This is a genomic window from Chryseobacterium pennipullorum, from assembly GCF_003384725.1.
Lineage (GTDB): Bacteria > Bacteroidota > Bacteroidia > Flavobacteriales > Weeksellaceae > Chryseobacterium > Chryseobacterium pennipullorum.
This window is the reverse complement of sequence record NZ_QNVV01000004.1, coordinates 1-26,848: the sequence shown is the minus strand read 5'-3', so window position 1 is coordinate 26,848 and position 26,848 is coordinate 1. Positions and strand designations below refer to the sequence as shown.

At 38.7% G+C, this 26,848-nt stretch carries 22 protein-coding genes and 3 tRNA genes; 20 read left to right on the top strand and 5 right to left on the bottom strand.

The window, feature by feature from the left end; genetic code table 11:
* Positions 1-66 precede the first annotated feature (66 nt).
* From DRF67_RS06465 to DRF67_RS06455, 3 genes are all read left to right on the top strand, one after another.
* Positions 67-654: a DUF1572 family protein gene (locus DRF67_RS06465; RefSeq protein WP_115927495.1), complete on the top strand. Its 588-nt coding sequence runs from the start codon at positions 67-69 to the stop codon at positions 652-654.
* Between the two features lie 66 nt (positions 655-720).
* On the top strand, positions 721-2,067 hold the full coding sequence (gene mtaB / locus DRF67_RS06460; protein WP_115927494.1) for a tRNA (N(6)-L-threonylcarbamoyladenosine(37)-C(2))-methylthiotransferase MtaB: 1,347 nt from the start codon (positions 721-723) through the stop codon (positions 2,065-2,067).
* A gap of 53 nt (positions 2,068-2,120) precedes the next feature.
* Positions 2,121-3,638, top strand: coding sequence for an FMN-binding glutamate synthase family protein (locus DRF67_RS06455; protein ID WP_115927493.1), 1,518 nt, complete (start codon positions 2,121-2,123; stop codon positions 3,636-3,638).
* Positions 3,639-3,710: 72 nt separating this feature from the next.
* Here the strand turns inward: DRF67_RS06455 and DRF67_RS06450 are convergent, their stop codons facing one another.
* Positions 3,711-4,454 (bottom strand): hypothetical protein, encoded by a 744-nt coding sequence (locus DRF67_RS06450; protein WP_115927492.1) that lies wholly within the window; start codon positions 4,452-4,454, stop codon positions 3,711-3,713.
* A 55-nt stretch (positions 4,455-4,509) separates the two neighbouring features.
* Between DRF67_RS06450 and DRF67_RS06445 the strand changes: the two genes are divergently transcribed.
* A complete protein-coding gene (locus tag DRF67_RS06445) occupies positions 4,510-4,950 on the top strand; it encodes an RNA-binding S4 domain-containing protein (protein ID WP_115927491.1) in 441 nt (146 codons plus the stop codon).
* Between the two features lie 12 nt (positions 4,951-4,962).
* Here DRF67_RS06445 and DRF67_RS06440 read toward each other — a convergent pair whose 3' ends face one another.
* Positions 4,963-5,478, bottom strand: a complete 516-nt coding sequence (locus DRF67_RS06440; RefSeq protein WP_115927490.1) for a shikimate kinase — start codon at positions 5,476-5,478, stop codon at positions 4,963-4,965.
* Positions 5,479-5,594: 116 nt separating this feature from the next.
* Between DRF67_RS06440 and DRF67_RS06435 the strand changes: the two genes are divergently transcribed.
* The 3 genes from DRF67_RS06435 to DRF67_RS06425 all read left to right on the top strand — a co-directional run bounded on the left by DRF67_RS06435 (position 5,595) and on the right by DRF67_RS06425 (position 5,918).
* A tRNA-Lys gene (locus DRF67_RS06435) sits at positions 5,595-5,667 on the top strand.
* A 36-nt stretch (positions 5,668-5,703) separates the two neighbouring features.
* Positions 5,704-5,786, top strand: a tRNA-Leu gene (locus DRF67_RS06430).
* A gap of 59 nt (positions 5,787-5,845) precedes the next feature.
* Positions 5,846-5,918, top strand: a tRNA-Lys gene (locus DRF67_RS06425).
* 495 nt (positions 5,919-6,413) lie between these two features.
* On the opposite strand, the gene panC is transcribed toward DRF67_RS06425, so the two are convergent.
* Positions 6,414-7,262 carry a pantoate--beta-alanine ligase gene (gene panC, locus DRF67_RS06420; protein WP_115927489.1) on the bottom strand — a complete coding sequence of 283 codons (849 nt, stop codon included), beginning with the start codon at positions 7,260-7,262 and terminating at the stop codon, positions 6,414-6,416.
* A gap of 171 nt (positions 7,263-7,433) precedes the next feature.
* Between panC and DRF67_RS06415 the strand changes: the two genes are divergently transcribed.
* From DRF67_RS06415 to DRF67_RS06375, 9 genes are all read left to right on the top strand, one after another.
* A complete protein-coding gene (locus tag DRF67_RS06415; RefSeq protein ID WP_115927488.1) occupies positions 7,434-8,204 on the top strand; it encodes a glycogen/starch synthase in 771 nt (256 codons plus the stop codon).
* Positions 8,205-8,218: 14 nt separating this feature from the next.
* Positions 8,219-9,838, top strand: a complete 1,620-nt coding sequence (locus DRF67_RS06410; RefSeq protein ID WP_115927487.1) for a DUF4270 family protein — start codon at positions 8,219-8,221, stop codon at positions 9,836-9,838.
* A gap of 27 nt (positions 9,839-9,865) precedes the next feature.
* Positions 9,866-11,719, top strand: coding sequence for a glutamine--fructose-6-phosphate transaminase (isomerizing) (glmS, locus tag DRF67_RS06405; RefSeq protein ID WP_115927486.1), 1,854 nt, complete (start codon positions 9,866-9,868; stop codon positions 11,717-11,719).
* 108 nt (positions 11,720-11,827) lie between these two features.
* Positions 11,828-13,249 (top strand): T9SS ring complex lipoprotein PorK/GldK, encoded by a 1,422-nt coding sequence (porK, locus tag DRF67_RS06400; protein ID WP_115927485.1) that lies wholly within the window; start codon positions 11,828-11,830, stop codon positions 13,247-13,249.
* Between the two features lie 55 nt (positions 13,250-13,304).
* Positions 13,305-13,997: a type IX secretion system motor protein PorL/GldL gene (gene porL, locus DRF67_RS06395; RefSeq protein WP_115927484.1), complete on the top strand. Its 693-nt coding sequence runs from the start codon at positions 13,305-13,307 to the stop codon at positions 13,995-13,997.
* A gap of 50 nt (positions 13,998-14,047) precedes the next feature.
* Positions 14,048-15,640: a type IX secretion system motor protein PorM/GldM gene (porM, locus tag DRF67_RS06390; protein WP_115927483.1), complete on the top strand. Its 1,593-nt coding sequence runs from the start codon at positions 14,048-14,050 to the stop codon at positions 15,638-15,640.
* 20 nt (positions 15,641-15,660) lie between these two features.
* Entirely contained in the window at positions 15,661-16,599 is a 939-nt protein-coding gene (gene porN / locus DRF67_RS06385; RefSeq protein ID WP_115927482.1) for a type IX secretion system ring subunit PorN/GldN, read from the top strand.
* A gap of 134 nt (positions 16,600-16,733) precedes the next feature.
* On the top strand, positions 16,734-17,768 hold the full coding sequence (locus DRF67_RS06380) for an NAD(P)/FAD-dependent oxidoreductase (RefSeq protein ID WP_115927481.1): 1,035 nt from the start codon (positions 16,734-16,736) through the stop codon (positions 17,766-17,768).
* A 44-nt stretch (positions 17,769-17,812) separates the two neighbouring features.
* On the top strand, positions 17,813-18,070 hold the full coding sequence (locus DRF67_RS06375) for a SemiSWEET transporter (RefSeq protein WP_115927480.1): 258 nt from the start codon (positions 17,813-17,815) through the stop codon (positions 18,068-18,070).
* A gap of 565 nt (positions 18,071-18,635) precedes the next feature.
* On the opposite strand, the gene DRF67_RS06370 is transcribed toward DRF67_RS06375, so the two are convergent.
* Positions 18,636-19,067, bottom strand: a complete 432-nt coding sequence (locus tag DRF67_RS06370) for an META domain-containing protein (RefSeq protein WP_115927662.1) — start codon at positions 19,065-19,067, stop codon at positions 18,636-18,638.
* A 32-nt stretch (positions 19,068-19,099) separates the two neighbouring features.
* Positions 19,100-19,492, bottom strand: coding sequence for a hypothetical protein (locus tag DRF67_RS06365; RefSeq protein WP_115927479.1), 393 nt, complete (start codon positions 19,490-19,492; stop codon positions 19,100-19,102).
* Between the two features lie 623 nt (positions 19,493-20,115).
* Between DRF67_RS06365 and DRF67_RS06360 the strand changes: the two genes are divergently transcribed.
* The 4 genes from DRF67_RS06360 (at position 20,116) to DRF67_RS06345 (ending at position 26,373) form a co-directional block, all read left to right on the top strand.
* On the top strand, positions 20,116-20,505 hold the full coding sequence (locus DRF67_RS06360; RefSeq protein ID WP_115927478.1) for a hypothetical protein: 390 nt from the start codon (positions 20,116-20,118) through the stop codon (positions 20,503-20,505).
* Positions 20,506-20,648: 143 nt separating this feature from the next.
* Positions 20,649-21,731 (top strand): efflux RND transporter periplasmic adaptor subunit, encoded by a 1,083-nt coding sequence (locus DRF67_RS06355; protein ID WP_115927661.1) that lies wholly within the window; start codon positions 20,649-20,651, stop codon positions 21,729-21,731.
* 21 nt (positions 21,732-21,752) lie between these two features.
* Positions 21,753-24,944, top strand: a complete 3,192-nt coding sequence (locus tag DRF67_RS06350) for an efflux RND transporter permease subunit (protein WP_115927477.1) — start codon at positions 21,753-21,755, stop codon at positions 24,942-24,944.
* Complete coding sequence (locus DRF67_RS06345) at positions 24,916-26,373, top strand: TolC family protein (protein WP_115927476.1); 1,458 nt, start codon at positions 24,916-24,918, stop codon at positions 26,371-26,373. The genes DRF67_RS06350 and DRF67_RS06345 overlap by 29 nt, the downstream gene beginning before the upstream one ends.
* The last annotated feature ends 475 nt before the right edge of the window (positions 26,374-26,848 follow it).

Genomic DNA, 26,848 nt, shown 5'->3' with positions numbered 1-26,848 from the left:
AAACCACTTCGTAAGAGGTGGTTTTGTCTTTTAAAAAGTGGTATTTTAGGAAGCAAAATAGGAAGAATGACAGAACTTTTTATAAAACGCTTTGAATATTATAAGTCACTTGGTGACAAGACATTTGAGCAATTGTCTGAAGAGCAGATATTCTGGCAGTATAATGAAGAAAGCAATTCTATTGCTGTTATTGTAAAGCATATTGCCGGCAATATGATTTCCAGATGGACTAATTTTTTGACGGAAGATGGTGAAAAGTCATGGCGTCATCGTGATGGGGAATTTGAAAATACTTTCAAAACAAAAGAAGACGTGCTTGCCTATTGGGAAAAAGGCTGGAAATGTTTTTTTGAAGCGCTTCATCAGATCAATGATGATAATCTGTATACTACGATTCAGATAAGAGGGGAAAAGCATTCTGTTATTGATGCGGTTTTTCGTCAGTTGGCTCATTACCCCTATCACATAGGGCAGGTTGTTTACATTGCCAAAATGATCAGAAACAAAGACTGGCAGACACTTTCTATTGCCAGAAATAAATCTGTGGAGTTCAATGCAGAAATGAAAGATAAATTTTCAGTGGAAGCACAGGACAATGCATCACCAGTTTGTTTTCAAAACAGTCCCGAAGTAAGGGATGAATTTAAACAATAGACTGAATCAATCTTGCATTATTATTAAAATTACTATCTTTGCACCCATAAAATTCAGGAGTAACAAATGTCTACTTTTCACAGAACTGCCGCGTTTCATACACTTGGCTGCAAATTGAACTTTGCAGAAACATCTACTATTGCCCGTCAATTAACAGATGCAGGTTATGATAAGGTGAGTTTTGATGATAGAGCGAATGTGTACGTCATCAATACCTGCTCAGTTACTGAAAATGCTGACCGTGAGTGTAAGCTTCACGTAAAAAGAGCGATGAAGGCTAATCCTGAAGGACTTGTGGTCATTGTGGGTTGCTATGCACAGCTGAAACCTGACGAAATTTCGCAGATCAATGGGGTAGACCTTGTTTTAGGTGCGAAAGAAAAATTCAATATTCTGAGCTACCTGGATGATTTGGAGAAATCTGAAAGTGAGGGAGTTGTCCATTCATGTGAGATCGAAGAAACAGACTTCTTTATCGGAAGTTATTCTATCGGCGACAGAACCAGAGCTTTCCTGAAAGTACAGGATGGCTGTGATTATAAATGTACCTACTGTACGATCCCTTTAGCAAGAGGAATTTCCCGTTCGGATACCATCGAAAACGTGCTCGGAAATGCCACTGAAATTGCAGCTAAGGACATTAAAGAAATTGTTCTTACCGGAGTCAACATCGGTGATTACGGAAAAGGAGAATTTGGGAATAAAAGACATGAACATACTTTTCTTGATCTGATTTCAGAACTGGATACAGTAGAAGGAATTGAGAGAATCCGTATTTCTTCCATTGAGCCTAATCTTTTAAAGGATGAAAGCATCGAACTTGTTTCAAAAAGCAAAAGGTTCGTTCCTCATTTTCATATTCCGCTGCAATCCGGAAGCGATGACATCTTAAAAAAAATGAAACGTCGTTACCTGACTAAACTATACAACGACCGAGTACATAAAATTCGCGAGGTAATGCCTGACGCTGCTATCGGAGTAGACGTTATCGTAGGATTCCCAGGTGAAACGGAGGAGAAGTTTATGGAAACCTATAATTTCCTTAATGAACTTCCAATTACCTATCTCCATGTATTTACCTATTCTGAAAGGGAAAATACAGAGGCTGCTGCCATGGAAGGAGTTGTTCCTGTTGCTGAAAGAAAAAAACGCAATAAAATGCTGAGAATTCTTTCTGAAAAGAAGAAAATGGCATTTTATCAGACCCAGCTTGGAAAGACGCTTCCTGTGCTTTGGGAGCACGAAAATAAAGACGGGAAAATGTTTGGCTTCACAGAGAATTATGTGAGAGTTCAGAAAGACTTTGATCCTGCTTCAGTAAACCAAATCGAACTGCTGAATTTAGAAAAAATCCTGTCAGATGGCACGGTGTCAGTGCAATCTTCTTACCAAAACTTTTTAGCAAAAGCATAGGCTCTTTGCAAAAATTCCACTAAATTTATTTTTAAACTTTAAATACTACATTCATGAGAGATAAGTTTTTATCTTGGGGAATTGTATTAGTAGTGGCTACATGGACGGTAGCCCTGCTGATCAGAGCGCATTACTGGATACCAACGCTGTTATCCGCCATCTATGCATTGGGTGTTTACAATGCTTACCAATCGAAACATGCTATTTTGAGGAACTTTCCGGTACTGGGGTACTTCAGGTATTTTTTCGAAAGTATTTCACCGGAAATGCAGCAATACTTTATTGAAAGGGAAACCGATGGGAAGCCTTTCCCTAGAAACCAGCGCTCTGCTGTATATAGACGTGCGAAGAATTTAAGTGATACCGTAGCTTTTGGGACACAGCTGGAAGTGAATCACAGAAAATATGAAGGAATCAAGCATTCCATTTATGCAAAATCACCTTCAGAAGAGCTTCCCAGAGTATGGGTAGGTGGTGAGCAGTGTACACAACCTTATCATGCATCTTTGCTCAATATTTCTGCGATGAGTTTTGGTGCATTGAGTGATAGAGCCCAGATTTCTTTGAACAGAGGGGCCAAAAAAGGAAATTTCTATCACAACACAGGAGAGGGAGGTATTTCTCCTTATCATATGGAAGGTGGGGACCTTTGCTGGCAGATCGGGACAGGATACTTTGGGTGTCGTGACGATGAAGGAAAATTTAACCCGGATTTGTTCGCAAAATATGCTACACTTCCGAATGTGAAAATGGTAGAGATCAAATTGTCGCAGGGAGCAAAACCGGGCCATGGAGGGGTGCTTCCGGGCGTTAAGAATACACCGGAAATCGCAGCGATTCGTCATGTGACCCCGGGAATGACGGTTATTTCGCCACCTTCTCATACAGCATTCTCTGATGCTGCAGGATTGCTGAGGTTCGTACAGCATCTCAGAGAGCTTTCAGGAGGAAAGCCGGTTGGATTTAAACTTTGTATTGGAGATACCAAAGAATTTGAAGATGTCTGTGTTCAGATGAATGTTCTGAAAATTTATCCTGACTTTATTACGATAGATGGAGCGGAAGGAGGAACCGGAGCTGCTCCTCCGGAATTTTCAGATGGAGTAGGGATGCCTTTGGAACCGGCTCTGATATTTGTCAATAGAACACTTAACAACTATAATCTGCGAAATAAACTAAGGGTAATTGCCAGTGGTAAAGTTCTTACCAGTCTGGATATTTTGAGGGCTGTGGCTATGGGAGCAGATATGTGCAACAATGCAAGAGGATTTATGTTTTCTCTGGGATGTATTCAGGCTTTGAGATGTAATTCCAATAACTGTCCTACCGGTGTTGCCACGCAGGATAAAATGCTGATTAAAGGACTGGATGTTACGGACAAAAGCGAAAGGGTGTATCACTTCCATAAAAATACACTGCATACATGTAATGAACTGATTGCAGCAGCAGGAAGAAGTTCTTATGAAGAAGTAGATGCTACGATGTTTATGAGAGGAGATGAATTTGACCATCTTGCTGATCTTTATTTCCCGGACATTCTGGGTAATGTAAAACAAAAAGCAAGATTCTGACCTGGACAATAGAATATAAAAAAACCGCCTTCGTTTGAAAGGCGGTTTTTTATTGATGTAAATTTCTTGTCTTTATTGATCAGCAGGTCTGTCTGCTCTTCCGTAGATCTGGAAGTTGAAGACAAAAGATCTGTTTCTGTAAGATATTCCTAAATAAGGATAATGAGGATTTCTGGCAAAAGCTGCTCTTGATGGTACGATAATTACCCCTTGCAGGTTATACGGTGCTCCCGGCGATAAGTCATTGAACGCTTTGAATTTCTGCAGGGCTTCTTTGAATCCTGCTATCTCATAATAGCTTCTTTGCTTTGCAGCGTCTGTTGTTGCATCCGTTAATGTTTTCTTTTTTACGTAATAGTACATTGGGTCTATAACTGGGACAACATTTCCATCTATCGTATTCAAAAATGCAGTTTTAGAAGAAAATAAAACTTTTCCTTCACTTTCCATGGCAACATAAGAATCGGCTTTTCCCATGATTTTAATAATATCGTCTGACTTGATTGTCTTTGCATCAGCCGGATCGGGTTGCGCTCCGTTTCTTACAATATAAATAGTTCCGGAAGGCAATGTTTCATAAGGAAGCTCAGAGAGTTTCTTTTGTTTGTCATCAGCAGTGTCTGTAGCGCTGAAGGGGGTTATATTTCCTTGTACATCTAAATAATTCTCATCCATAAACTTTTTAATGGATTGATTGTCATAGTTGTCTTGGGTAGCAATGTCTTCAGGCTCTCTGTACATTTCTACTTCATCATCTTTTTTACATGCTGAAAAACATAGTGATCCCGCAAGGATATATAAAAATATTTTTTTCATTTCAAAAAACTTTAATTACTTTACAGATAATATAACGGCAAAAGTATAAAAAATTATGAGAATAGATAAATTTTTATGGAGCATTCGTTTTTATAAGACGAGAAGTATTGCAGCAGAGGAGATTAAAAAGAACAGGGTTTCTATAGGAACGTCTGCCGTAAAGTCATCTAAGGAGGTAAAAGAAGGAGATGTTATTAAGATCAGAAAGAATCAGATTGATTATAAAATAAAGGTAATCCAGATTCCTAAAAGCAGGATTGGCGCAAAACTAGTGCCTCTCCACATACAGGATGTAACAGATAAAGAACAGTACGAATTGTTAAAACTGCGTAAGATGTCTCAGGATTATTACAGGAATAAAGGAGAGGGAAGGCCTACCAAAAAAGACAGAAGAGAGATGGATGAATATGTGGGAAATGATATCACCGCAGATTTTACAGATTGGGATGACTTTTTCGGAGAAAATGATTCTGAGAATAACGAAAGTGAAGATTAAAATAAAAAAGCTCTAGAGATAGAGCTTTTCTATTATTTCGTTAACGATATCTTCTGGCTCTCGGAAGTCGGTTCCCACACTGAACTGGGCTTTACTGTAAAACTGATTTCTTTCAAATAAGTGTTTGGCAATGAATTCCGGGAGATTTTCATCCTGTATATTGGCAATTATTGGCCTTTTTTCTTTCTGTTTGGAAAGTCTCTCTACCAGTGTTCCTACAGAAGTCCTTAAAAATACACTTTTAGAATTATGATTAATAATTTCCATGTTATTGTAGTATACGGGGGTTCCTCCGCCCAGGCTTAGTACCAGATTCTCTTCAGAAGCCAGAATTTCCTCAAGAGCCTCTCTTTCCAGCTTTCTAAAGTAAATTTCTCCTTTTTTTTCAAAAATTTCAGGAATGGTTAATTTATTTCTCTTTGAAATCTCTTTATCAAGGTCTATGAGTTTAAAATTGATTTTTTCGCTTAATATTTTGGAAATGTGAGATTTGCCACTTCCCATGTATCCGATCAATGAAATTACCATGATTTTTTTTTAAACAAATTTGCGAAAAAGTTTTGAGATAAAGAAAAAAGTCATATCTTTGCACCACTTAAAACAAGGGACATTACTTAAATGAAAGTTGTTTAAAATAAGTGGCCGACTCGGTAGCTCAGCTGGTAGAGCAATACACTTTTAATGTATGGGTCCTGGGTTCGAATCCCAGCCGGGTCACTAGCAAAAAAAATTACTGGATTTTGTAATTTTATTGCCTGCGTGGTGAAATTGGTAGACACGCCATCTTGAGGGGGTGGTTTCCTAAGGATGTGCTGGTTCGAGTCCAGTCGCAGGCACTGCAAAGAATATTTTATAGTTAGGAAATAAATATTTATATTTATTCTTAATTGTGGCCGACTCGGTAGCTCAGCTGGTAGAGCAATACACTTTTAATGTATGGGTCCTGGGTTCGAATCCCAGCCGGGTCACAAGTTTACTGAAAAGTAAATTTTTTTCATATTAATATTTTGTGATTTGGTGTTTCAAAGGCTTCCTTCAGGAGGCCTTTGATTTTTTTATCTAACCCTGACTTTTGCGCCTGATCTAAAAAATTAACCACAGATGTTTGGGGATATTTTCGGAGTTTTTTTTCTAATTGGCTTTCAACCCAATAAGAACTATGAAAAATAGTTGTAAGTATTTTATAATCGACCTAGGATCAGGAGCGTTAATAAACCTTTTAAGGTTCGCCGATTCAAATAAAAAATAAAAAATCAGAGGCAAAATTGATCTTAGTGGATGATTCCAGTCTTGAATTTTTGTATACTTTTGTTTGACTCCGTCGAATCTTCGATTTCAAGGCAAAAGTATAATAGTATAATGATAGGAAAGAAAATCGTTTCTCCACAACTTTTGCGCTTGATCCAAAAAAAAACTCTGACATTTCTATCAGAGTTTGTATGGTCTAAAAATACAATATCTTACTAATCCAGATGCATATTGTCTATCAATCGCACTCCATCTACAACTACTACAATAAAAGCTCTGAAATTTCTGTCTCTATAAAAGAAATCTGTTTCCTGCAGTGTGTTTTCATCTGCGATCAGAAAATATTCCAGCTTCATTCCCTGCTGGTTGTCAAATATATCGGTCACTCTTTCTTTGATTTCGGGTATTGTGACCGTTCTGAACCAATCATTTACTTTCTGTAAGGTCTCAAAAATGATTTTTGAAGCTTCTTTCCGGTCTTCATGTAATCTCTGGTTTCTTGAGCTTAAAGCCAATCCGTTGTCTGCCCGGTAAATGGAAACACCCACTATTTTAACAGGAAGATTTCTCTTTTCCACCATTTTTTTAATAATCGCAAGCTGCTGGAAATCTTTTTCCCCAAAATAAGCGTGATCGGGTTGTACCTGTCTGAAGAGCTCCTCTACTACTGTTCCTACTCCGTCAAAATGTCCCGGTCTTGATTTTCCTTCCATCTCATTTTCCAATCCGTCAAAATCGTAATGCTGGCTTTCTGTCTTTTCTGGGTAAATATCTGCTACTTCAGGAATATAAACGGCATCTACCAGGCCAGACTTTTCCAGGATCAGAATGTCTCTGTTTACATCCCTAGGGTACTTTTCAAGATCCTCAGGATTGTTAAATTGGGTTGGATTTACAAAAATTGAAGAAATAACAAGATCATTCTCCTTTCTTGCCGCTTCATACAGAGAAAGATGACCTTTATGTAAGGCTCCCATAGTAGGGGCAAAGCCAATTCTTTTTCCCATTTCCTTCTGTCTTTCAATGAAATCCTGAAGGACTTTTCTGTTTTTTATAACTTCCATAGTTTATTTTAATACGTATTCAAAAATAGTAAAAATATCACACAATAAAGTGCGATTTTACTACTTTGGAAAAGGGAAGTTTCGTAAAAAAATGTTAATTAAAATAATGTTAGATGTTTTTTTGTAATTTTGCACATTAAAGCATTTTTACAAAAATTAGATAGAAATTTTATGCCGAATCAAAAAATACTGTACATTACTACAGAGATGTATCCTTATCAGGAAGATACAAATATGGCTGCTGTGGTAAACAAAATGGCACTTAAGATGCACAATGAAGGCAATGATGTAAGAGTTTTTATGCCAAGATTTGGACAGATAAGTGAGAGAAAATTCCAGCTTCATGAGGTAATCCGCCTTTCAGGAATGAATATTATTATCAATGACCTTGATCAGCCTTTAATCATTAAAGTAGCGTCTCTTCCGGGGGAAAGACTTCAGGTTTACTTTATCGACAATGAAGAATACTTCAAAAGAAAGCAATATTATTTTGATGATGAAGGAAATCCTTTCGATGATAATGATGAAAGAGCAATTTTCTTTGCCAGAGGTGTTATTGAGACCATCAAAAAACTAAACTGGGTACCGGATGTGATTCATTTGAACGGATGGATGTCTTCTTTTGTTCCGATTTATCTTAAAACATACTACGAATCCGATACCTATTTCAAGGACGCAAAAATCGTTCTTTCCCTATATAATGAGAAAGACGCAGCCCTGGACAAAAAGATTGATGAAAAACTGAAGTTTGATAATATTTCAGGATTAAAAGCGTTAGATAAACCAACCATCAAAAGTTTTGTCATGGAAAGTATGAACTACGTAGATGCTGTAGTGAAAGGGGATGAATTTCTGGATGAAGATCTGGATGAAGCTTTCAATGCAACCTCGACCCAAAAGTCGGAATATCTTGACGTAGATTCTATAAACCAACTTTATTAAAAAACACATTTTTAATGACTCATACTCTTAAAAAGACCTTCGTCGCAGTTTTGCTGGCGATTTTCGGAAGTGCAATCCTTTATAACTGCGAACCGGAAGCAGATTCTCTTGGAGAACAGCTCTTCGATAAAGATGCAGCACAAGGCAATGAAACTCCACATGACCTTATTGCTTACAATATCAATAATAATGATTCGGTCCGAAGTGACGCCTCAAAACTTATCAGTGGATTGAATACTGCAGGGACCTCCATATCGGTAGGTGTTTTGGGTGCCTTCAATGAAGGACAATTCGGTATGCAGAGAGCATCGTATGTGACACAGCTGAGAATGCCTGTAAACAATTTCGATTTCAACGGACCAAAACCAATCGTAGACTCTGTCGTTCTTGTTTTGAGAACTCCTGCCAATACAGCAGATGATATCTATTATATTTCAGACTCCATAAAGGCTCCGGGGGCTTATGATAAAAATAATTTTCCTATCGGTGATGAGCTGGTAAGTGTTTCCATTGAAAAAAAGAGCTACCCCGTACGTAAATACGGAAGAATAGGTGGAGCTTCCAAATCAATGAAGATCAATGTACATGAAGTAACTACCTTCCTGGATACGAATACAGAGGCGTTTACACGTTCCAATGCAAATGTGAGTACCGGTGCTTTACTGGGATCTGCTGTGTTCGACGGAAATGTAAGTACAGTGTCGATTACGAAAAAATCTGATAATACAACGGTGTTTACCGGTAACCTTGGGTTCAGGATGAGACTGGATAAAGACTTCTTCCAGACGCATATCGCGGATAAAAAAGGGAAACCGGAACTTCAGGATGCGGCAAACTTTATCAGGTACTTTAAAGGAATTAAAATTTCTGCAGAAGCTACAGATGGTTACCTGTTCCAGTTTTCACCTAATGATATGGAACTTATCATGTATTATAAATATGACAGAACAACAAATGGTACGGTAACACGTCAACAGGCAAATCTTGATTTTAACCTGACGTCTCCTAATGCACGTATCGGTTTGTATGAATACAACAGAGCTGGATCGGCGGTTTCCACAGCATTGGCTGGCAGCAATCAGGTAAATGGTGATCCGAGACTTTTTGTTCAGGGAATGGGAGGTCCTTCCATTGGGGTAAAAATCCCGGACACGACGATCGACTCACTTAAGACTCTGTATCAGAAAAATAAAGCAGCTATTATAGGGGCCAGAATTCGGGTGTTTGTAGATCCTGCAACGTGGAAGAATACCCACTCAGTGGATGGAGATCGTAAGTTTACTCTTGTTCAGACCTCTCAAAAAGATGGAAAAACTCTGACAGATTTTACTTCAGATGCCAATCTTGGATTTAATATTTACAATTATAATAAAACTCCAGAGTATTATGACTTTGTCGTAACGAAGACCGTTAAAGATATTGTTGAAGGGGTAAAAGATGCTGATGGAAACGTAATCGTTAATAAGCCATTATATATTGCTGCGGGCTCATTCCTGAGAAGTGCACAGGGAGCAGCTGCAGGAGCAAAATATACCACCAGATCAATTGATATGAACAGAACGGTTCTCGTAGGATCAGAGAAGATAAATCCACACAGAATTAAACTGAGGGTTACTTACGGAACAAAAAAATAACACAATTAAATAAACACTAGACAGAATATGTGCGGAATAGTAGGATATACAGGTTTTCAGGACGCTTATGATATTGTTATCAATGGTCTTAGAAGATTAGAATATAGAGGGTATGACAGTGCCGGAATTGTTTTAGAAGGCTCAAACAATAAGCTTGAAGTTGAAAAAACAAAAGGTAAGGTTGATGATTTGGTGAATATTTCGAAAGAACTGAAAGGAACTGCGAAAATCGGAATGGGACACACACGTTGGGCTACCCACGGGGTACCAAGTGACAGAAATTCACACCCACATTTGTCAAATAACGGAAAAATAGCAATCGTTCATAATGGGATTATCGAAAATTATGATACCATTAAAAAGATGCTGAGTGAAAAAGGTTTTACATTCCAGTCGGAAACCGATACCGAGGTATTGGTGAACCTTATCCAGTATTTTATGGATCTTAATCCGGAGATTGATTTCCCAACAGCGGTAAGATATGCCCTGAATGAAGTATATGGAGCGTATGCGATTACCGTGCTTCATGAAGATTATCCGGGAATTCTGGTTGTAGGAAGATTAGGATCTCCTTTAGCCATTGGAATTGGAGATAAAGAATATTTTATTGCTTCTGATGCTTCTCCTTTCGTTGAATTCACAAAAGAGGCTATTTATCTTGAAGAGGGACACATGGCAACAATCTCTCTTGAAAATGGAGTAGATATCAGAACAATCACTGAAAATTCCAAAATTCAACCTGAAATTCAGCAGCTTAAACTGAACCTGGAGCAGATTGAAAAGGGAGGATATGAGCATTTCATGCTGAAAGAAATCTTCGAACAGCCTAAATCGGTGCATGATACGATGAGAGGAAGACTCCTTGTAGATGAAGGCATCATTAAAATGGCCGGAATCTGGGATCACCTGGAGAGGTTTAAAAATGCCAACAGAATCATCATTATCGCGTGCGGAACATCATGGCACGCAGGTCTTATCGGAGAATACCTGATTGAAGAATATGCCAGAATCCCTGTAGAGGTAGAATATGCATCAGAATTCCGATACAGAAATCCAATTATTACGGATAAAGACGTGGTGATTGCCATTTCCCAGTCAGGAGAAACGGCAGATACAATGGCTGCTTTAAAACTGGCTAAAGAAAAAGGAGCATTTATTTACGGAATATGTAATGTGGTAGATTCCTCTATCGCAAGAATTACAGATGCCGGTTCTTATACACACGCCGGTCCTGAAATCGGGGTGGCTTCTACAAAAGCATTTACCGCTCAGCTTACCATTCTTACTTTGATTGCCTTTAAATTAGGAAAACATAACGGAAATCTAGGAAATGCTGACTTTATGAGCCTTATTGCAGAACTTGACGCGATTCCTAAGAGAATTGAAGAAGTCCTGAATACAACTCACGAACAGATTAAAGAAATCGCTAAAGACTTTGTAGAAACTACCAATTTCCTTTATCTTGGAAGAGGATATAACTATCCTGCAGCATTAGAAGGAGCCTTAAAGCTGAAGGAGATTTCCTACATCCACGCAGAAGGATACCCGGCAGCAGAAATGAAGCATGGCCCTATTGCGTTGATCGACGAAAACATGCCGATTGTCATTATTGCACCTAAAAGAGGTCATTATGATAAAATTGTAAGTAATGTTCAGGAAATTAAGGCTAGAAAAGGAAAAATTATCGCTGTAGTGAATAAAGGTGACCGCCAGGTAAGCGAAATGGCAGATTATGTGATTGAAATTCCTGAAACATCAGAATGTTTCTCTCCGATAGTGGCTTCAGTGCCTTTACAGCTGCTTGCTTACTACATTGCTGTATACAGAGGTGCAAACGTAGATCAGCCGAGAAACTTAGCAAAATCTGTAACTGTTGAATAAAAAAATGTTGTAAATAAAATAAATTTAGATTTCTTCCGTTATTTCAAAAAAAATCTTAAAAGTTTCTTAAAAAAATTATATATTTACGGCTTAATTATAAAAATTAACATGAAAAGGATATTTCTTTTATTATTGTCTGCGTCAGTAGCATCGGTATCTTGTTCAGGTGGTGGCAGCTCTTCTGTAGGGAAGCCAGGAACAAAAGGAGAATTGATACCAAGAGAAAAAACGAAATCATTTGTTGCGGAAAGACCATACGGAATGGTTGCAATTCCAGCAGGTTCATTTGTTGCCGGTTTAGCAGACCAGGATCCAACAAATACACCTGAAAAAGCATCATTGAAAACAGTTACTGTTTCATCTTTCTTCATGGATGAAGCTGAAACTACTAATGCAGAATACAGGGTATTCATCAATTACGTAAGAGATTCTATTGCAAGAACTCTATTGGCTGAAGCTGCCGGCGAAGGTGGTGACGAAGGCGGAGGTAGAGGAGCAAGCATAGGAGACTACGCATACCTTGCCAAAAAAGAAGAAAACCTAACCCCTTATCAGGAATATATGGAAGGCCAGGGAGGCCGCGAAGAAGGAAGTTATGATGCCAGCAAAAGATTAGACTGGAAAATTCCATTACACTGGAGCACATCAAAATATCCGGATGTAGAATACGCAGAAGTTTTAGAATCTCTGTATCTGCCGGCCTCTTCAAGAATAGGAAACGAAAGAATTTTAGATGTAAGCAAGCTTAAATATACGTACCGTTGGGGAGATATGGATGCTGCGCTTGCGGATAACGAAAGAGGAGCTAATTACCTGAAAAGCCAGAGTATCGCGATCTATCCCGATACTACGGTTTGGGTAAAGGATTTCCACTTTGCCTACAATGAGCCATTATTTGAGCAGTATTTCTGGCACAAGGCTTATAAAGATTATCCTGTAGTAGGGGTAACCTGGGATCAGGCAAGAGCTTACTGTAACTTCAGATCTAAATTGAAAACTGATTACAACGAAAGTTTAAAAAGAAAAAAACAAAGACCATTGCAGTTCCGTCTTCCTACTGAAATCGAATGGGAATATGCTGCAAGAGGAGGTATGCAAAATGCTACTTACCCTTGGGGTGGTCCTTACCTGATGGATGACAGAGGTTGCTACCTTGCCAACTTCAAGCCAAAAAGAGGTAACTACATGGAAGACGAGAAAAAAGGTACTTATACATATACAGCGCCAGTTAAGAAATTTAAGAAAAATGGGTATGGGCTATTTGATATGGCTGGAAACGTTTCTGAGTGGACATTATCAGCATATAACAATTCTTCATACGGATTCTCTTCTACATTAAATCCTTCTACAAAAGATAAAAAGGATACTAAAAAATCTGTAAGAGGTGGATCGTGGAAAGATATAGGATATGCATTGATGACAGGGGCAAGAGATTGGGAGAGAAAGGATTCTGCAAGAAGCTATATCGGATTTAGAACTGTACAGGACATTCCTGAAGCAGCTGTGAAGCCAAGAAGAGTTAACAGATAACCAGACTATTACTTTCAATAACGATTTTATTTAACATTAAAAAAACTAACTCAATATGTTTAAGACTAAAGATGCTTGGATGAATTTCTTCTATTCATTCGGTGCTGCAATTGTAATTCTTGGAGCTTGGCTTAAAATTACTCACATTACCCTGGGACCAATTAATGGTAATATCGCTCTTACCGTGGGGCTTATTACGGAGGCTATTATCTTTATTATTTTCGCATTCGACCCTCCTAAAACTGAAGAGTCATATGCATGGGAAAATGTTTATCCTGAATTATTAGATAAGCATGCTAATCCCAACCCTTTACATTCTAATGTATCTTCTAAAAATACAAGCGCTATGTTTGCTGAAATGGAAAACTCCCTTTCTAACAAATTAGACAAAATGCTTGAAGATGCAAGGCTGGATGTTCAGTTATTCGAAAGATTAAGAACAGGAATCGATAAATTTTCAAGTTCTGTAGATCAGATCAACCAAACTGTGGATGTTTCTGCTTCTACTCATAAGTATAATGATCAGCTGAATAAAGCTGCTCAGCATATGGAAAGCATGAACGCTTTATATGCAATGCAGTTAGAAAGCGGTAAAAAGCAGTCTGAATTTGCCAACAAGTATGTGGCAGATATGCAGAAATCTGCAGAGCAATCTGAAAAATTCAACCAAGAATTACAAGGTTTAACATCTAATCTTAACAGTTTAAACAGAGTTTATGGTGGTATGCTTACCGCGATGAAGTCTTAATTCCCAACCATTTCTAAATAACTATTTAATCTAAACAAAAAGAAAAGAGAATGGCACAAGGAAAACAGACCCCTCGTCAGAAGATGATCAACCTGATGTATCTGGTGTTCATCGCGATGATGGCCCTCAATATTGATGCAGAAATCATCAGATCATATTATGACTCTACCAAAGCGCTGAACGAAACAAGAAGTTTAACAGAGAAGAAGAACGAAAAGATATTTGAAAGAACACTGGAAGCCAAAGCACAACAGGTTCCGGATACATACGCACAACCTTGGTCAGAATACAAAGTATTGAAAGCTAAGATTGATGCATTAGTAAGTTCTGCGCAAGGTATTAAAGATTTACTGAAAAAGAATTCTGACTTTCATGATAAAGATCCTAAAACAGGAAAAGAGATTGATGTAAGCGAAAATTTTGCTGCATTGAATAATAATGAAGCGACTACAGAATACTTCTTTACTGAAGGCGATGAAAATACCCCTTCAAAAAATGCATTGGAACTGAAAGCTAAAATTGATGATGTAAGAAATTATATCAATACTACTTTCGGAAATAATGCCCAGCTTAAAGATTTAGTAGAAAGAGCAAACAAATCTCTTATTGCAGAATATCCGAAAGGAAAATCTCCAAATGAGAAAACCTGGTTCCAGAATAAATTCTACCATCAGCCACTGATCGCTGCGATCTCCAATTTGGAAATTATCCAAAATGATGCCAGAAATGTTCAGTCTGATGCACTGGCATTACTCCTTCAGGAAAAAGTGGATGCAAGCATCAAATTTACAAGCTATGAGCCAATTGTTTCAGGTCCGGTTGATATCCAGGCTGGTAAGCAGGCTGAAGTAAAAGTAATGTTGGGAACTTATTCTAACAGTAATAAGATCAATATCTCAGGAGTAAGCAGAGTAGAGAATGGTAAGGGAATTATCCCAATCTCTGGCGCTGGAATTGGTGAACATAAATTAGCAGGTACCATTACGTTGACAGATGCTTCAGGTAAGCCGCAAAGCTTCCCATGGACACACACGTATAACGTGATTGCAGGTCCTAGAGAAGTAAAACTTGAAAAAGGATTATTGCTTTCTGCGGACAAAATGAACGTAATGTACAGAGGACTTGAGAATCCGGTATCCGGATCTATATTAGGTGCTGATAATGCTAAGCTTTCATTATCTGCTCCGGGAGCCAGCGTAAGAAATACAGGACCTGGTAAATGGATTGTGAAACCTTCAACAGGTACTACCGTGAAACTGACTCTATCAGGAGTAGATCCTTATGGAAAAACCGTATCTCAGGTATTCGAATATAGAATTAAGAATGTTCCGCCACCGCAAGGTCAGATGAGAGGACAGAATGTATTGTCGATGCCGGCTACTTCTATTCCGAACCAATCTGTACAGGCAGCAATTCCTGATTTCGACTTCCCGGTTTCATTTACTGTTACTCAGTTTATGGTAAGAGTGCCAGGTAGAGCAGCGTTATTGATTCATGGTAATTCATTGAATGATGCAGCTGGACTGATCAAGAATCTTAGAACAGGAGATGTAGTTTCTATTTTTGATATTAAAGCAACAGCACAAGGTCTGGAAGGACAAACGCTTAAAAACATTACTCCTATAATTATTAATGTTCAATAGGACTAAAATTGTAATTTATTATGAAAAAATATATTAGCACCCTTTTAGTAGTAGTTTCGGGATTTGCTTTTTCCCAGACTATTCTGAACGCTTCTTCTCCAGAGGAGTTCAGGCAGATGAGAGCGGAGAATAAACAAAAAGTTGGTGATACTATTATAGATAAAACAGTAAAACCTCTTGAATATGGTTTTGTTGAAGATAAAGATATTCTTAAGAGTATGTTTGTATGGGAGATCATTGATATGAATGACAAAATCAATCAGCCATTCTATTATGACAATCCGGACGGTCTTCTTTCCACGCCTACCAGATCATTATATCAGTTATTGCTGGATGCCGCTTTGAGTGGCAAAATCGAGCAGGTATATGATGACGAAAACTTTACTGTAAAGCTTTCTCCTGAAGGGATTCAGAAAAGACTGGAAAAAGTAACTATCAATGATGCTGCTATCGATATCCTAAACTCCGGAAGACAATTGACGGAGCAGGAGAAAAAAGAATATACCGATGTATTTAAGACGACTACCGATAAAGTAAAAGTTCTTAAAATTATGGGAATGTGGTTTGTAGATAAAAGAGACGGACAAATGAAGTACAGACCTTTAGGTATTGCCGCTATGGGACCGGATCCTGCCGTACAGGGGGTGATCGGACCTGATGGGAAACCTATTGCGAGCAATGACGACCTTATCGATTTATTCTGGATCTACTATCCGAATGCAAGGGATATTTTGGCTAACAATTATGTTTTCAACAGAAAGAATTCATCTGCCGACTTATCTTTCGATGATATCATCAATGCTAGAAGATTCTCTTCGATCATCTATAAGTCATCAAGCGGTTTAGGAGACGGTACAATTAAAGATTATATCCCTAAAGATGCTGACGATCAGCTTGAAGAGAGCGATAGAATCAAATCGCAGATCCTGGAAATGGAAAATGATATGTGGAATTACTAAATTTCACTTGATATTTATACAAAACCTGAGTATTTTTACTCAGGTTTTTTTATTATGCAATCGTCTTTTGTTTATGGCCAATCAATAATCCAGGACGATTGCATATAACCTGGTAAATAAATGAAATTTCACATATGAAAAATGTAGAATATATTATTGTAGGGGACGGGTATGCCGGGCTTTTCTTTGCCCATCAGCTCATTAAGAATAATAAGTCTTTTGTGATCTTCTCTGAAGGAAGAAAAAGTGCCTCTCAGGTCTCTGCAGGAATTATTAATCCGGTGGTGCTGAAAAAATTCACCACTTTCTGGAAAGCCCAGGAACAAATTGATTTCCTTAAAGACAGCCTGAAAGAAATTGAATCCTATACAGGGGAGAATTATTTGATCGATGCGCCCATTCACCGGATTTTTCATGACAAAAACGAGCAGGATCTGTGGCTGAAAAAATCAGCTCATACGGAATTAACAAACTTTCTTGACGAAAATTTCGATCATTTAGAGGTGGTAAAAAATGACTTTCGGACGGGAAAGGTTAGTCAGTCTGCCAGGTTGAATGTTAATGGATTTTTTGCCGGTTTATTTAATTATTTTGAAAAAAATAATCTTTGGGTAAAAGAAAAGTTTGATTACAGCCAACTTCATCCTTTAGAATCCTCTTATAAAGATTTTGTGTTTGGGAATATCATTTTCTGTGAAGGAATGGGGGTGAAAGAGAATCCTTATTTTTCCGGAATTGGGGTCATTCCGAACAAAGGCCACCATATCAGAGTTAAGCTTTCCCAACCGATACCGGATCACATCACCATAAAAAAGAAGCATTTTCTTTTTCCCATGGATAATGGACTTCATTTTTATGGCGGAACTTACGACAGAGAACAGCTTCATCATCATATAGACGAATCTGCAGTTACACAATTAGTAAATGGCCTTTCAGAATTTTATCCTTATGATTTTGAGGTTGCAGAAGTGCATTTCGGATTCCGACCTACAGTAAAAGACCGGCGGCCGATCATCGGAAATCATCGTGACTTCAGGAATTTGCATGTTTTCAACGGTCTTGGAGCCCGTGGAATTCTGAATGGCTGCTATTTTGCCAGGGATCTATTCCGTTGTATTGAAGAAAATATTCCTTTGCAGGAAGAAGTTTCAATGAATAGATTTAATTAAATTCTCCTTAAAATTCATATCTTCGGTAAAAAGCTCCATAATTTATGAACGAAAACATATTAGGAATAGTAGCTGGAGTACTGACTTCAATATCCATGATCCCTCAACTTGTAAAAGTGATCAGAGAAAAAAATGTTGAAGACATTTCTTTGCTTATGCTTTTGGTGCTGATATCGGGATTGTCGCTCTGGGTGTGGTATGGATTCATGAAAGATGAACTTCCGATTATTTTGTCCAACGCATTTGCTGTTCTTGTAAATCTGAGCCTTTTGGTTTGTTATGCAGCTTATAACAAAAAATAAACTTTCATACTCATTAAAAAAGAATCAGGTACAAGAGTTGTGGGGCCCAGGCAAAGGGTTGAGTTAATGTGAATATAAATAATAATATTCGGATTGTACACCAATAACTGTTTAACTCCGTAGAAATAAGATTCATCTACTGAAGGAATAATCTCCGATTTTAACGTATAGAAAAAAAAATTAACCGCAGATTGCACAAATTTCCACAGATGTCGGCTTTCAACCCAATAAGAACTATGAAAAATAGTTGTAAGTATTATTTAATCGACCTAGGAATCAGGAGCGTTAAGAAAATTGATCTTGAATCTGTTAAAAAATTTCCAGTGTTTGAGCATGGCGACCCTATTGAGTCGAAGAACCAATGTTGAATCATGCGAGTTTGGAAATTTTAGGAGGCAAGGTCAATTTTTAGCGGATGATTCCAGTCTTGAATTTTTGTATACTTTTGCTTCAAGGCAAAAGTATAAATAGAAAAATATTCAGTTTCTTCTCACAACTTTTGTAATTGATCCATAAAAAAGACACCTCAAATGATGAGGCGTCTTTATCTATGCTATAAGCAGTCTTACTGTAGGACAAATTTAGCCAAAGGAGCCATTTTTGCCTTATTAAGCGTTAATGTATTTCCATTGACAGAATAGTTGTCTGCCGCTAATATTGCTTTTGTAAACTGATTTTCAATATCCAGATCCTCACAGGCCATCATGGTAGACATTCCCTGGTTGAATTTGATTCTCATCATTTCCGGCTTGATCTCAAAAGTTCCTCCTAATCCATTGCATCCTGCATGTCCTTCATATCTCATTCCGTCCGTTGTAAGTTTGAAATAAGGATTGTTTTTAGGGTTTTTAAGCTGGATAGGCTGTCCGTTCAGCTCCGTAAGTTTCCAGGTTTTCCCTGTAATATCTGTTGGAGTTTTCTGTACAGTCTGTGTTTTACATGAAACAAGAAACACAGCAAGGAAAAGAGCAGATAGGTAATAGTATACGCTTTTCATAATTTTAAATTTAAACATTTGTTTAACATATGCTAATACGATGCCATTTTTGCAGGACCGGATTCTTTTTTGGCCTGTTTAAGATGGAAAAGTACCATATCCACATTCTTTTTAAGGAAGGTCACATTTCCTTTGATCTCAGAGTACTGATACTCTTCATTGGTAGCTGTGTATTCCGGCAATGCATCACTTTTTTTAAGGTCATAAGTTTTGCCGTTTAAATGTACAGTAGCTATATTTTTGGTGTTGTTGATGGTTACTTCTATTTTTTCTCCATAGCTGTCAACATAGACATTCTTGGAAATATCATCTGCATTTTCCGGAACGGCAGCGGTAACAGTTTCGGCCTCTTTACCAGGATGTTTACACGCTGTTGAGGAAAGGACGGCCAATCCCAAAAGGATTGAAGTTAAAAATTTTTTCATAGTGGTAAGTGATTTTAAAGTGTTTCATGAAGTATGGTGTTATACCATATAAAAATACAAATATTTTTGATAAATATGTGTTAATTTTACATAAAATAACAGTAATTTTTAATTTAACAAGCCACGATAGGCTGTGTTATGAATCATAATCGGGAGAAACACAACGAAGAATTTATGATAAGAAAATTGAAGTTAAACAGTCAGATTCAGGCCTTCTAACCGTTGTAAATTCAGTAAAATAATAATTGATTTTTCCATTTTTTCATTTGTTGTTTTAATTTGGCGACAAAAATAATTCAAAAATCAGAGAATAGCAATAACAGGATATTAATAATTCAGAATCATGATAAAGTTTAGTTTTTATGGGTTATTTTTTTGTATTCTATGAATCAGAATGTTAAGAATACTTAAAAAAATAAATCGTCTGCGGTAAGCTGATATCTTTAATCGTTTTTTATATTCCTGTCATGTGTATTCACTAAATGCATTCGCAGGGATCGAAACAGGGCGGTGGGATGAATTGCGTATCGTGCGTGTTTTATTCAGCTTATTTAAAGTATCGTTAAATTTTGTTAATCTGCTATGATGGTATGATATACTAAGTGTACATTTGCCACTTCAAAATGAGAAACTTTATAGTATATCTTTTAACCGGTCTTTTTCTGCTTTTTGTTGTGGAGAGCAGACTGGATGTTAAGACGCTTCGAAATGACTATTCCGGTCATGTTTCTCATCATATGCCTAAAAGAGCGAACCGTCTCAATCAGACTTATGAAAAACTGTCGGTTCAGCAGATGAACGATACTGTTGCTGATAATTCTACTTTAGAACTTGCAGAAAATGATTTCCAGCTGTCAGAGGTATGGCAGGCTGTTGCTGTTTTCGCCAGTGTTTTCAGTTTGGTCTATATTTTTGGGCTGGAAAGCTATAAACGCCTGAAGCCGGATGTTCACGGTTTTGTCTTTGGTTATGCGGCCAAAAGATTTATTCTGGCCCGTTCCATTAGAATCTAAAATTTCACTTTTCCTTTTGTTTTCTGCCCGCTCCGGGTGGGGATGTTTTGCGTTGTGTATGCCGGTAATCATCACACGTGCCTTCTGTATTACCATCTACTTCTATCAAAACATTAACGATTTATACACACTCTAGAATTATGATAAAAAGAGTTGCTTCAGGCATTGCGCTGAGCGTCTTGTTGTTGGCTGTTGGCTGCAATAAGAAAAAAGAAGAAAAAGAAGAGGTTACGGTCTACCCTGTAACATCTCCCATAGTGATGGACACTGTTATTCATAAAGAATATGTTGCCCAGATCCAGTCTGTCAAAAACATTGAGGTCCGGGCACAGGAAAAAGGATTTCTGGAAAGAATATTTGTAGACGAAGGCCAGTATGTACAGGCAGGGCAGACCTTGTTCAGGATTATGCCTAAACTTTACCAGGCCGAATTATTAAAAGCAAAAGCGGAAGTAGAACAGGCGTCCATTGAACTGAAAAATGCCAGTACACTGGCGGGAAACAACATCGTATCTAAAAATGAAAAAGCCATGGCAAAAGCCAAGTTGGATGCTGCCAATGCAGAAATGAAGCTGGCGCAGATCCACCTGTCATTTACAGACATTAAAGCCCCTTTTTCCGGAGTGATCAACAGAATTCCTTTGAAGCTGGGAAGTCTTGTGGACGAAGGTGATCTTCTCACATCACTGTCTGATAATACCAGTATCTATACGTACTTCAACGTATCCGAGCCTGAGTATCTAAGCTATCAGACCCATGCTGCAGACCGCGGCAGCAACCAGGTATCGCTGATTACGGCTAACGGGGAAACTTATCAGCAAAAAGGAGAGATCCAGACCATTGAGGGAGAGTTTGATAACGAGACCGGAAATATTGCTTTCCGTGCCAAATTTCCCAATCCGGACAAGCTTCTGAGAAACGGAGAAACCGGAAAAGTGCAGATGGATATGCCGGTTCATAATGCGTTGATTATTCCGCAAAAAGCTACCTATGAGATTCAGGACCAGAAATATGTATTTGTTATTGATAAAAACGGGACCGCAAGATCAAGAAATATTAAGATTGCCTATGAGCTTCCCGATGTCTATGTTGTAGCATCAGGAATTGCAAAAGGTGATCAGATTCTTCTGGAGGGTGTTCAGAAAGTGAAGGATGATCAGAAAATCAAAACAAAATTCCAGGATCCTGAAAAAGTGCTCCGGTCATTAAAGTTAAAAGCAGAATAGTAGGCTCTAAAGTGAAGTAGTATGTTTAAAAAATTCATCCGCAGACCTGTTCTGTCAATTGTAATCTCTCTGATTATTGTGTTTTTGGGGATTCTGTCGCTGGTAAAGCTTCCGGTAACCCAATTCCCGTCCATCTCACCACCTAAAGTTAATATTACCGCAGAATATCCGGGAGCCAACAATGAACTCCTTATAAAGTCCGTAGTCATCCCCTTGGAAAGAGGTCTGAATGGAGTTCCGGGTATGAAATATATGACCTCTGATGCAGGAAACGACGGCGAGGCTTCTATTCAGATCGTTTTTGATCTGGGGACAGATCCCAACGTAGCGGCAGTCAATGTCCAGAACCGTGTGTCTTCAGTCGTTAATAAATTACCGCCGCTGGTCGTGCGTGAAGGGGTGAAAATTACCCGTGAAGAACCCAATATGCTGATGTACATCAACCTGTACAGTGATGATCCGAAAGCGGATCAGAAATTCCTGTTCAATTATGCTGATATCAATGTGATGTCTGAGCTGAGAAGGGTAAGCGGTGTAGGTTTTGCCGATATTCTGGGAACCCGGGAATATGCAATGCGTATATGGCTGAAACCGGACAGACTCACCGCTTATAATATTTCAGCAGATGAAGTGATGGAAGCCCTCAACGAGCAAAGTCTGGAAGCTTCTCCCGGAAAAACGGGTGAGAGCTCCGGAAAACGATCACAATCTTTCGAATATGTCCTAAAATATCCCGGCCGTTTCAATAATGAGAAAGATTACGGGAATATCATCCTGAAAGCGAAGCCGGACGGAGAATCTGTAAGGCTTAAAGATGTTGCAGACATCGAATTCGGAAGCTCAATGTATGATATCTATTCTACGCTGAACGGTAAGCCTTCGGCTGCCATTACGGTAAAACAATCCTATGGATCCAATGCAAGTGATGTTATTAAAAACGTAAAAGCATTAATGAAGGATCTTGAAAAAAACAATTTCCCTAAAGGCATGCATTACGATATCAGCTATGACGTGTCCAGGTTCCTGGATGCCTCTATGGAGAAAGTGATTCATACCCTGTTTGAGGCCTTTATTCTGGTCGCGATTGTGGTTTTCTTGTTCCTGGGTGACTGGCGCTCTACGCTTATTCCGGCACTGGCCGTTCCCGTCTCATTGGTAGGAACCTTTGCTGTAATGTCTGCATTCGGTATCACCCTTAATATGATTTCGCTCTTTGCGCTGGTTATGGCGATTGGGGTAGTGGTTGACGATGCCATTGTGGTGATTGAGGCTGTTCATGCCAAGATGGAAGAAAAGCATCTTTCCCCGCTGAAGGCTACGGAAGAGGCTATGCATGAGATCAGCGGAGCAATTATTGCAATTACACTGGTGATGGCGTCTGTATTCATTCCGATTGCCTTTATGTCCGGACCGGTGGGAGTATTTTACCGTCAGTTCTCAATTACCATGGCTTCATCCATTATATTATCGGGAATTGTAGCCCTTACTCTTACTCCGGCTCTCTGTGCTTTGATTTTAAGAAATAATCATGGCAAAGCCAAAAAGAAAACTCCGGTAACGCTTTTTCTTGATAAGTTTAATAATCTATTTAATAAAGGGGCAGGGAAGTATGAAGGAATGCTAAAGAAAACGGTAACCAAAAAAGGGATTACACTACCTTTATTATTAGCATTCTGTGCCTGTACATTCTTCCTGAGTAATGCTCTTCCGTCCGGGTTTATTCCGGCTGAAGATCAGGGAATGATCTATGCTATTATCCAGACTCCTCCGGGATCTACTCTGGAAAGAACCAATCAGATTGCCAAGGAACTTCTGAGAGAATCTGAAGATATCGATGGTGTACAATCGGTTTCTTCCCTGGCAGGATATGAGATATTAACAGAGGGTACCGGATCCAATTCGGGGACTTGTCTGATTAACCTGAAAAGCTGGGAAGATCGTAAAGAATCGGCTGCGGAAATTATTGAAAAGCTTGAAGAAAAAGCCAAAAATATCCCGGGAGCCAACATTGAATTCTTCCAGCCGCCTTCCGTTCCCGGTTATGGGGCTGCAGGTGGTTTTGAACTCCGTCTTCTGGATAAAGCAGGGAGTGGAGATTATCACAAAATGGAACAGGTAAGTAATGATTTTGTGAAAGAGCTGAAGAAACGCCCCGAACTGGGGTCGGCCTTTACCTTTTATTCGGCCAGCTTCCCACAGTATATGCTTAAGATAGACAACGATCTTGCCGAGCAGAAAGGGGTGACCATTGAAAAAGCAATGGATAACTTATCCACACTGATCGGCTCCAATTATGAGACCAGCTTCATCCGCTTCGACAGACCATATAAAGTAATTGTACAGGCAGGACCGCAGTACCGTGCGCTCCCTACTGATCTACTGAAACTCTATGTTAAAAACGATAAGGATCAGATGGTTCCCTACTCGGATTTCATGAGACTGGAAAAAGTATATGGACTTTCTGAAATCACCAGACATAATATGTACAATTCTGCTGAGGTGAGCGGAACTCCAGCGCCAGGATACAGCAGCGGACAGGCAATTAAAGCGATCCAGGAAGTAGCAGATAAAACATTGCCAAGAGGTTTTGGAATCGATTGGGCAGGAATTTCCAAAGATGAAGTAAGCCGTGGAAACGAAGCGGTATTTATCTTTCTGGTGTGCCTGGGATTTGTATACTTGATTCTTTCTGCCCAATATGAAAGCTTTATCCTTCCGCTGCCGGTTATTTTATCGCTTCCGACGGGTATTTTCGGAGCCTTTCTATGCCTGAAACTGCTGGGACTGGAAAATAATATTTATGCGCAGGTCGCCATGGTGATGCTTATCGGGCTTTTGGGTAAGAATGCGGTATTGATTGTAGAATTTGCCGTGCAGAAAAAGGCGGAAGAAGGAATCCCGGTAGCCAAGGCGGCGATAGAAGGAGCTGCGATTCGTTTCCGTCCGATTTTGATGACATCATTTGCATTCGTTGCCGGATTGGTTCCGCTGGTGATTGCTACAGGACCCGGAGCTATCGGTAACCGGACTATTGGAACGGCTGCAGCCGGAGGAATGCTCATCGGGACCGTTTTTGGGCTGATGATTATTCCGGGGCTGTATTATATCTTCGGAACCCTAGCAGAAAAGTCACGACTGGCGAGATATGAAGAAGAAAATCCTTTAACAGAACAAACTGAACCTTATGAACATGATGGAAAATTCGAAGACTAAAAATATAATTACTGCAATTGCCTTATCTCTTGTTTTAGCAAGCTGTAAGGCTCCAATGGCGACCGTGATAAAAGATGAGGTGAAGGAGAATATTCCTCAGAACTTTAACCAGGCAGAGCAGCAGGATGCTAATGCCAATAGTGGAACAACACCTTGGAGGCAATTTTTCACTGACCCGAATCTGGTAAGTCTTATAGAAACCGCATTAAAGAATAATCAGGAATTGCTGATCACCCTTCAGGAGATTGAAATTGCAAGAAGCGGAGTGATCGCGAAAAAGGGAAAATTAAGCCCTACCGTATCAGTAGGAATAGGAGCGGGAGTAAAAAAAGCAGGCCGCTATACCAGCGAAGGTGCCGGAGATGCTACCACAGAAATAGAACCGGGCAGGGAAATGCCGGATCCTCTGGGAAATTTTGAGGGCGGGCTGATGGCCAACTGGGAAATTGATATCTGGAAAAAACTAAGAACCGAAAAAGAATCTGCGGTTGCTCATTATCTTTCCACAGTAGAAGGGAAAAACTTTGTGTTGTCTAATCTTATTGAAGAAGTGGCAGACAATTATTATGAGCTGCTGGCTTTGGATAACCAGCTGGACATTATACAGCAGTATATCAAGCTTCAGCAAAGAGCATTGGAGATTTCAAAGATACAGAAGGAAGCTGCAGCGACTACTGAGCTGGCTGTGAAAAAGTTTGAAGCAGAACTGGCAAAATCCAAAGCTTCTGAATATACCATCCGTCAGCAGATTACAGAAAAGGAAAATCAGATCAATGCTTTGTTGGGAAGATATCCACAGTCTATTGTGAGAACCCGGGAAAACTTTATGTCGACAATTCCCCCAACGGTATATACAGGTATTCCGTCACAGCTGCTGGCAAACCGTCCCGATATTAAGCAGGCGGAGCTGGAGTTAAAAGCTTCAAAACTGGATGTGGAAGCCGCAAGAAAAGAATTTTATCCTTCTCTGGAAATCTCGGCAACTTTGGGGCTGGAAGCGTTTAAGCCTTCTTATCTGGTAAAAATGCCGGAATCTATTGCTTACAATCTGGTGGGAGAACTGGCTGGACCACTCATTAATAAAAGTGCCATCAAAGCCAATTTTCAGACGGCGGATGCCAAACAGGTTCAGGCCTTGTATGAATATGATAAAACCGTTCTGAATGCATATCTTGATGTGGCTAACCTGATGTCGAAGATCAAAAATATAGATCAGTATTATCAGTTGAAATCCCAGGAAACAAAAGCCTTGGATCAGTCAATTGATATTGCCAACCAACTGTTCCGCAATTCTAGAGCGGATTATCTTGAGGTACTTCTGAATCAGAGAGATGCACTGGATGCCAAAATGGAACTTATAGAAGCCAAACAGAAGCAGCTGAGCACTGTAGTGGATATCTATAAAAGCTTAGGCGGAGGCTGGAAATAAAAATACATCATAATTCAGTCAATAAACAGTTAATGTTTTGGGGTCAATCTACAGGATTGGCCCTTTTTATTTTTGTTGCGACACGTTTTGTCGTATTAAGGGATTATTTTTGTATGACATAAAAATTAAACCTTGTTAACCTGTATTAAATCATGGAGATAGGGCTGATTAAAAATAGTAAATTTGTAAAAAATTATCATACCAGGTATAAAACTAATAAAATAAGCATGAAACCAAAAAACATCCCACGATATCTGTCCTGATATCTTATAACCTCACTTTAAGGTAAAAAAATAGCTATTATTTAAGAAAAGTTCTATAATAATTTGCAGATTATCAATTAATATTTTGAATTAAAATCATTAAAACAGGATTAATTGTTTAAAAATTTCCTGTAAAATGAATTTTATTTTGTTTAATATATAGTGAATATGGATGGCATATTGACTTGTATTTTTAAAAAGAATTAATTTCC

What these genes read in the sequence shown, in the direction of transcription:
- DRF67_RS06380 (WP_115927481.1), top strand. Translation starts at nt 16,734, where the DNA reads ATGAAAAATGTAGAATATATTATTGTAGGGGACGGGTATGCCGGGCTT.
- porN (WP_115927482.1), top strand. Translation starts at nt 15,661, where the DNA reads ATGAAAAAATATATTAGCACCCTTTTAGTAGTAGTTTCGGGATTTGCT.
- DRF67_RS06440 (WP_115927490.1), bottom strand. Translation starts at nt 5,478, where the DNA reads ATGGTAATTTCATTGATCGGATACATGGGAAGTGGCAAATCTCACATT.
- glmS (WP_115927486.1), top strand. Translation starts at nt 9,866, where the DNA reads ATGTGCGGAATAGTAGGATATACAGGTTTTCAGGACGCTTATGATATT.
- DRF67_RS06450 (WP_115927492.1), bottom strand. Translation starts at nt 4,454, where the DNA reads ATGAAAAAAATATTTTTATATATCCTTGCGGGATCACTATGTTTTTCA.
- DRF67_RS06345 (WP_115927476.1), top strand. Translation starts at nt 24,916, where the DNA reads ATGAACATGATGGAAAATTCGAAGACTAAAAATATAATTACTGCAATT.
- DRF67_RS06465 (WP_115927495.1), top strand. Translation starts at nt 67, where the DNA reads ATGACAGAACTTTTTATAAAACGCTTTGAATATTATAAGTCACTTGGT.
- porK (WP_115927485.1), top strand. Translation starts at nt 11,828, where the DNA reads ATGAAAAGGATATTTCTTTTATTATTGTCTGCGTCAGTAGCATCGGTA.
- DRF67_RS06410 (WP_115927487.1), top strand. Translation starts at nt 8,219, where the DNA reads ATGACTCATACTCTTAAAAAGACCTTCGTCGCAGTTTTGCTGGCGATT.
- DRF67_RS06360 (WP_115927478.1), top strand. Translation starts at nt 20,116, where the DNA reads ATGAGAAACTTTATAGTATATCTTTTAACCGGTCTTTTTCTGCTTTTT.
- DRF67_RS06415 (WP_115927488.1), top strand. Translation starts at nt 7,434, where the DNA reads ATGCCGAATCAAAAAATACTGTACATTACTACAGAGATGTATCCTTAT.
- mtaB (WP_115927494.1), top strand. Translation starts at nt 721, where the DNA reads ATGTCTACTTTTCACAGAACTGCCGCGTTTCATACACTTGGCTGCAAA.
- DRF67_RS06365 (WP_115927479.1), bottom strand. Translation starts at nt 19,492, where the DNA reads ATGAAAAAATTTTTAACTTCAATCCTTTTGGGATTGGCCGTCCTTTCC.
- DRF67_RS06370 (WP_115927662.1), bottom strand. Translation starts at nt 19,067, where the DNA reads ATGAAAAGCGTATACTATTACCTATCTGCTCTTTTCCTTGCTGTGTTT.
- DRF67_RS06455 (WP_115927493.1), top strand. Translation starts at nt 2,121, where the DNA reads ATGAGAGATAAGTTTTTATCTTGGGGAATTGTATTAGTAGTGGCTACA.
- panC (WP_115927489.1), bottom strand. Translation starts at nt 7,262, where the DNA reads ATGGAAGTTATAAAAAACAGAAAAGTCCTTCAGGATTTCATTGAAAGA.
- DRF67_RS06375 (WP_115927480.1), top strand. Translation starts at nt 17,813, where the DNA reads ATGAACGAAAACATATTAGGAATAGTAGCTGGAGTACTGACTTCAATA.
- porL (WP_115927484.1), top strand. Translation starts at nt 13,305, where the DNA reads ATGTTTAAGACTAAAGATGCTTGGATGAATTTCTTCTATTCATTCGGT.
- DRF67_RS06350 (WP_115927477.1), top strand. Translation starts at nt 21,753, where the DNA reads ATGTTTAAAAAATTCATCCGCAGACCTGTTCTGTCAATTGTAATCTCT.
- porM (WP_115927483.1), top strand. Translation starts at nt 14,048, where the DNA reads ATGGCACAAGGAAAACAGACCCCTCGTCAGAAGATGATCAACCTGATG.
- DRF67_RS06445 (WP_115927491.1), top strand. Translation starts at nt 4,510, where the DNA reads ATGAGAATAGATAAATTTTTATGGAGCATTCGTTTTTATAAGACGAGA.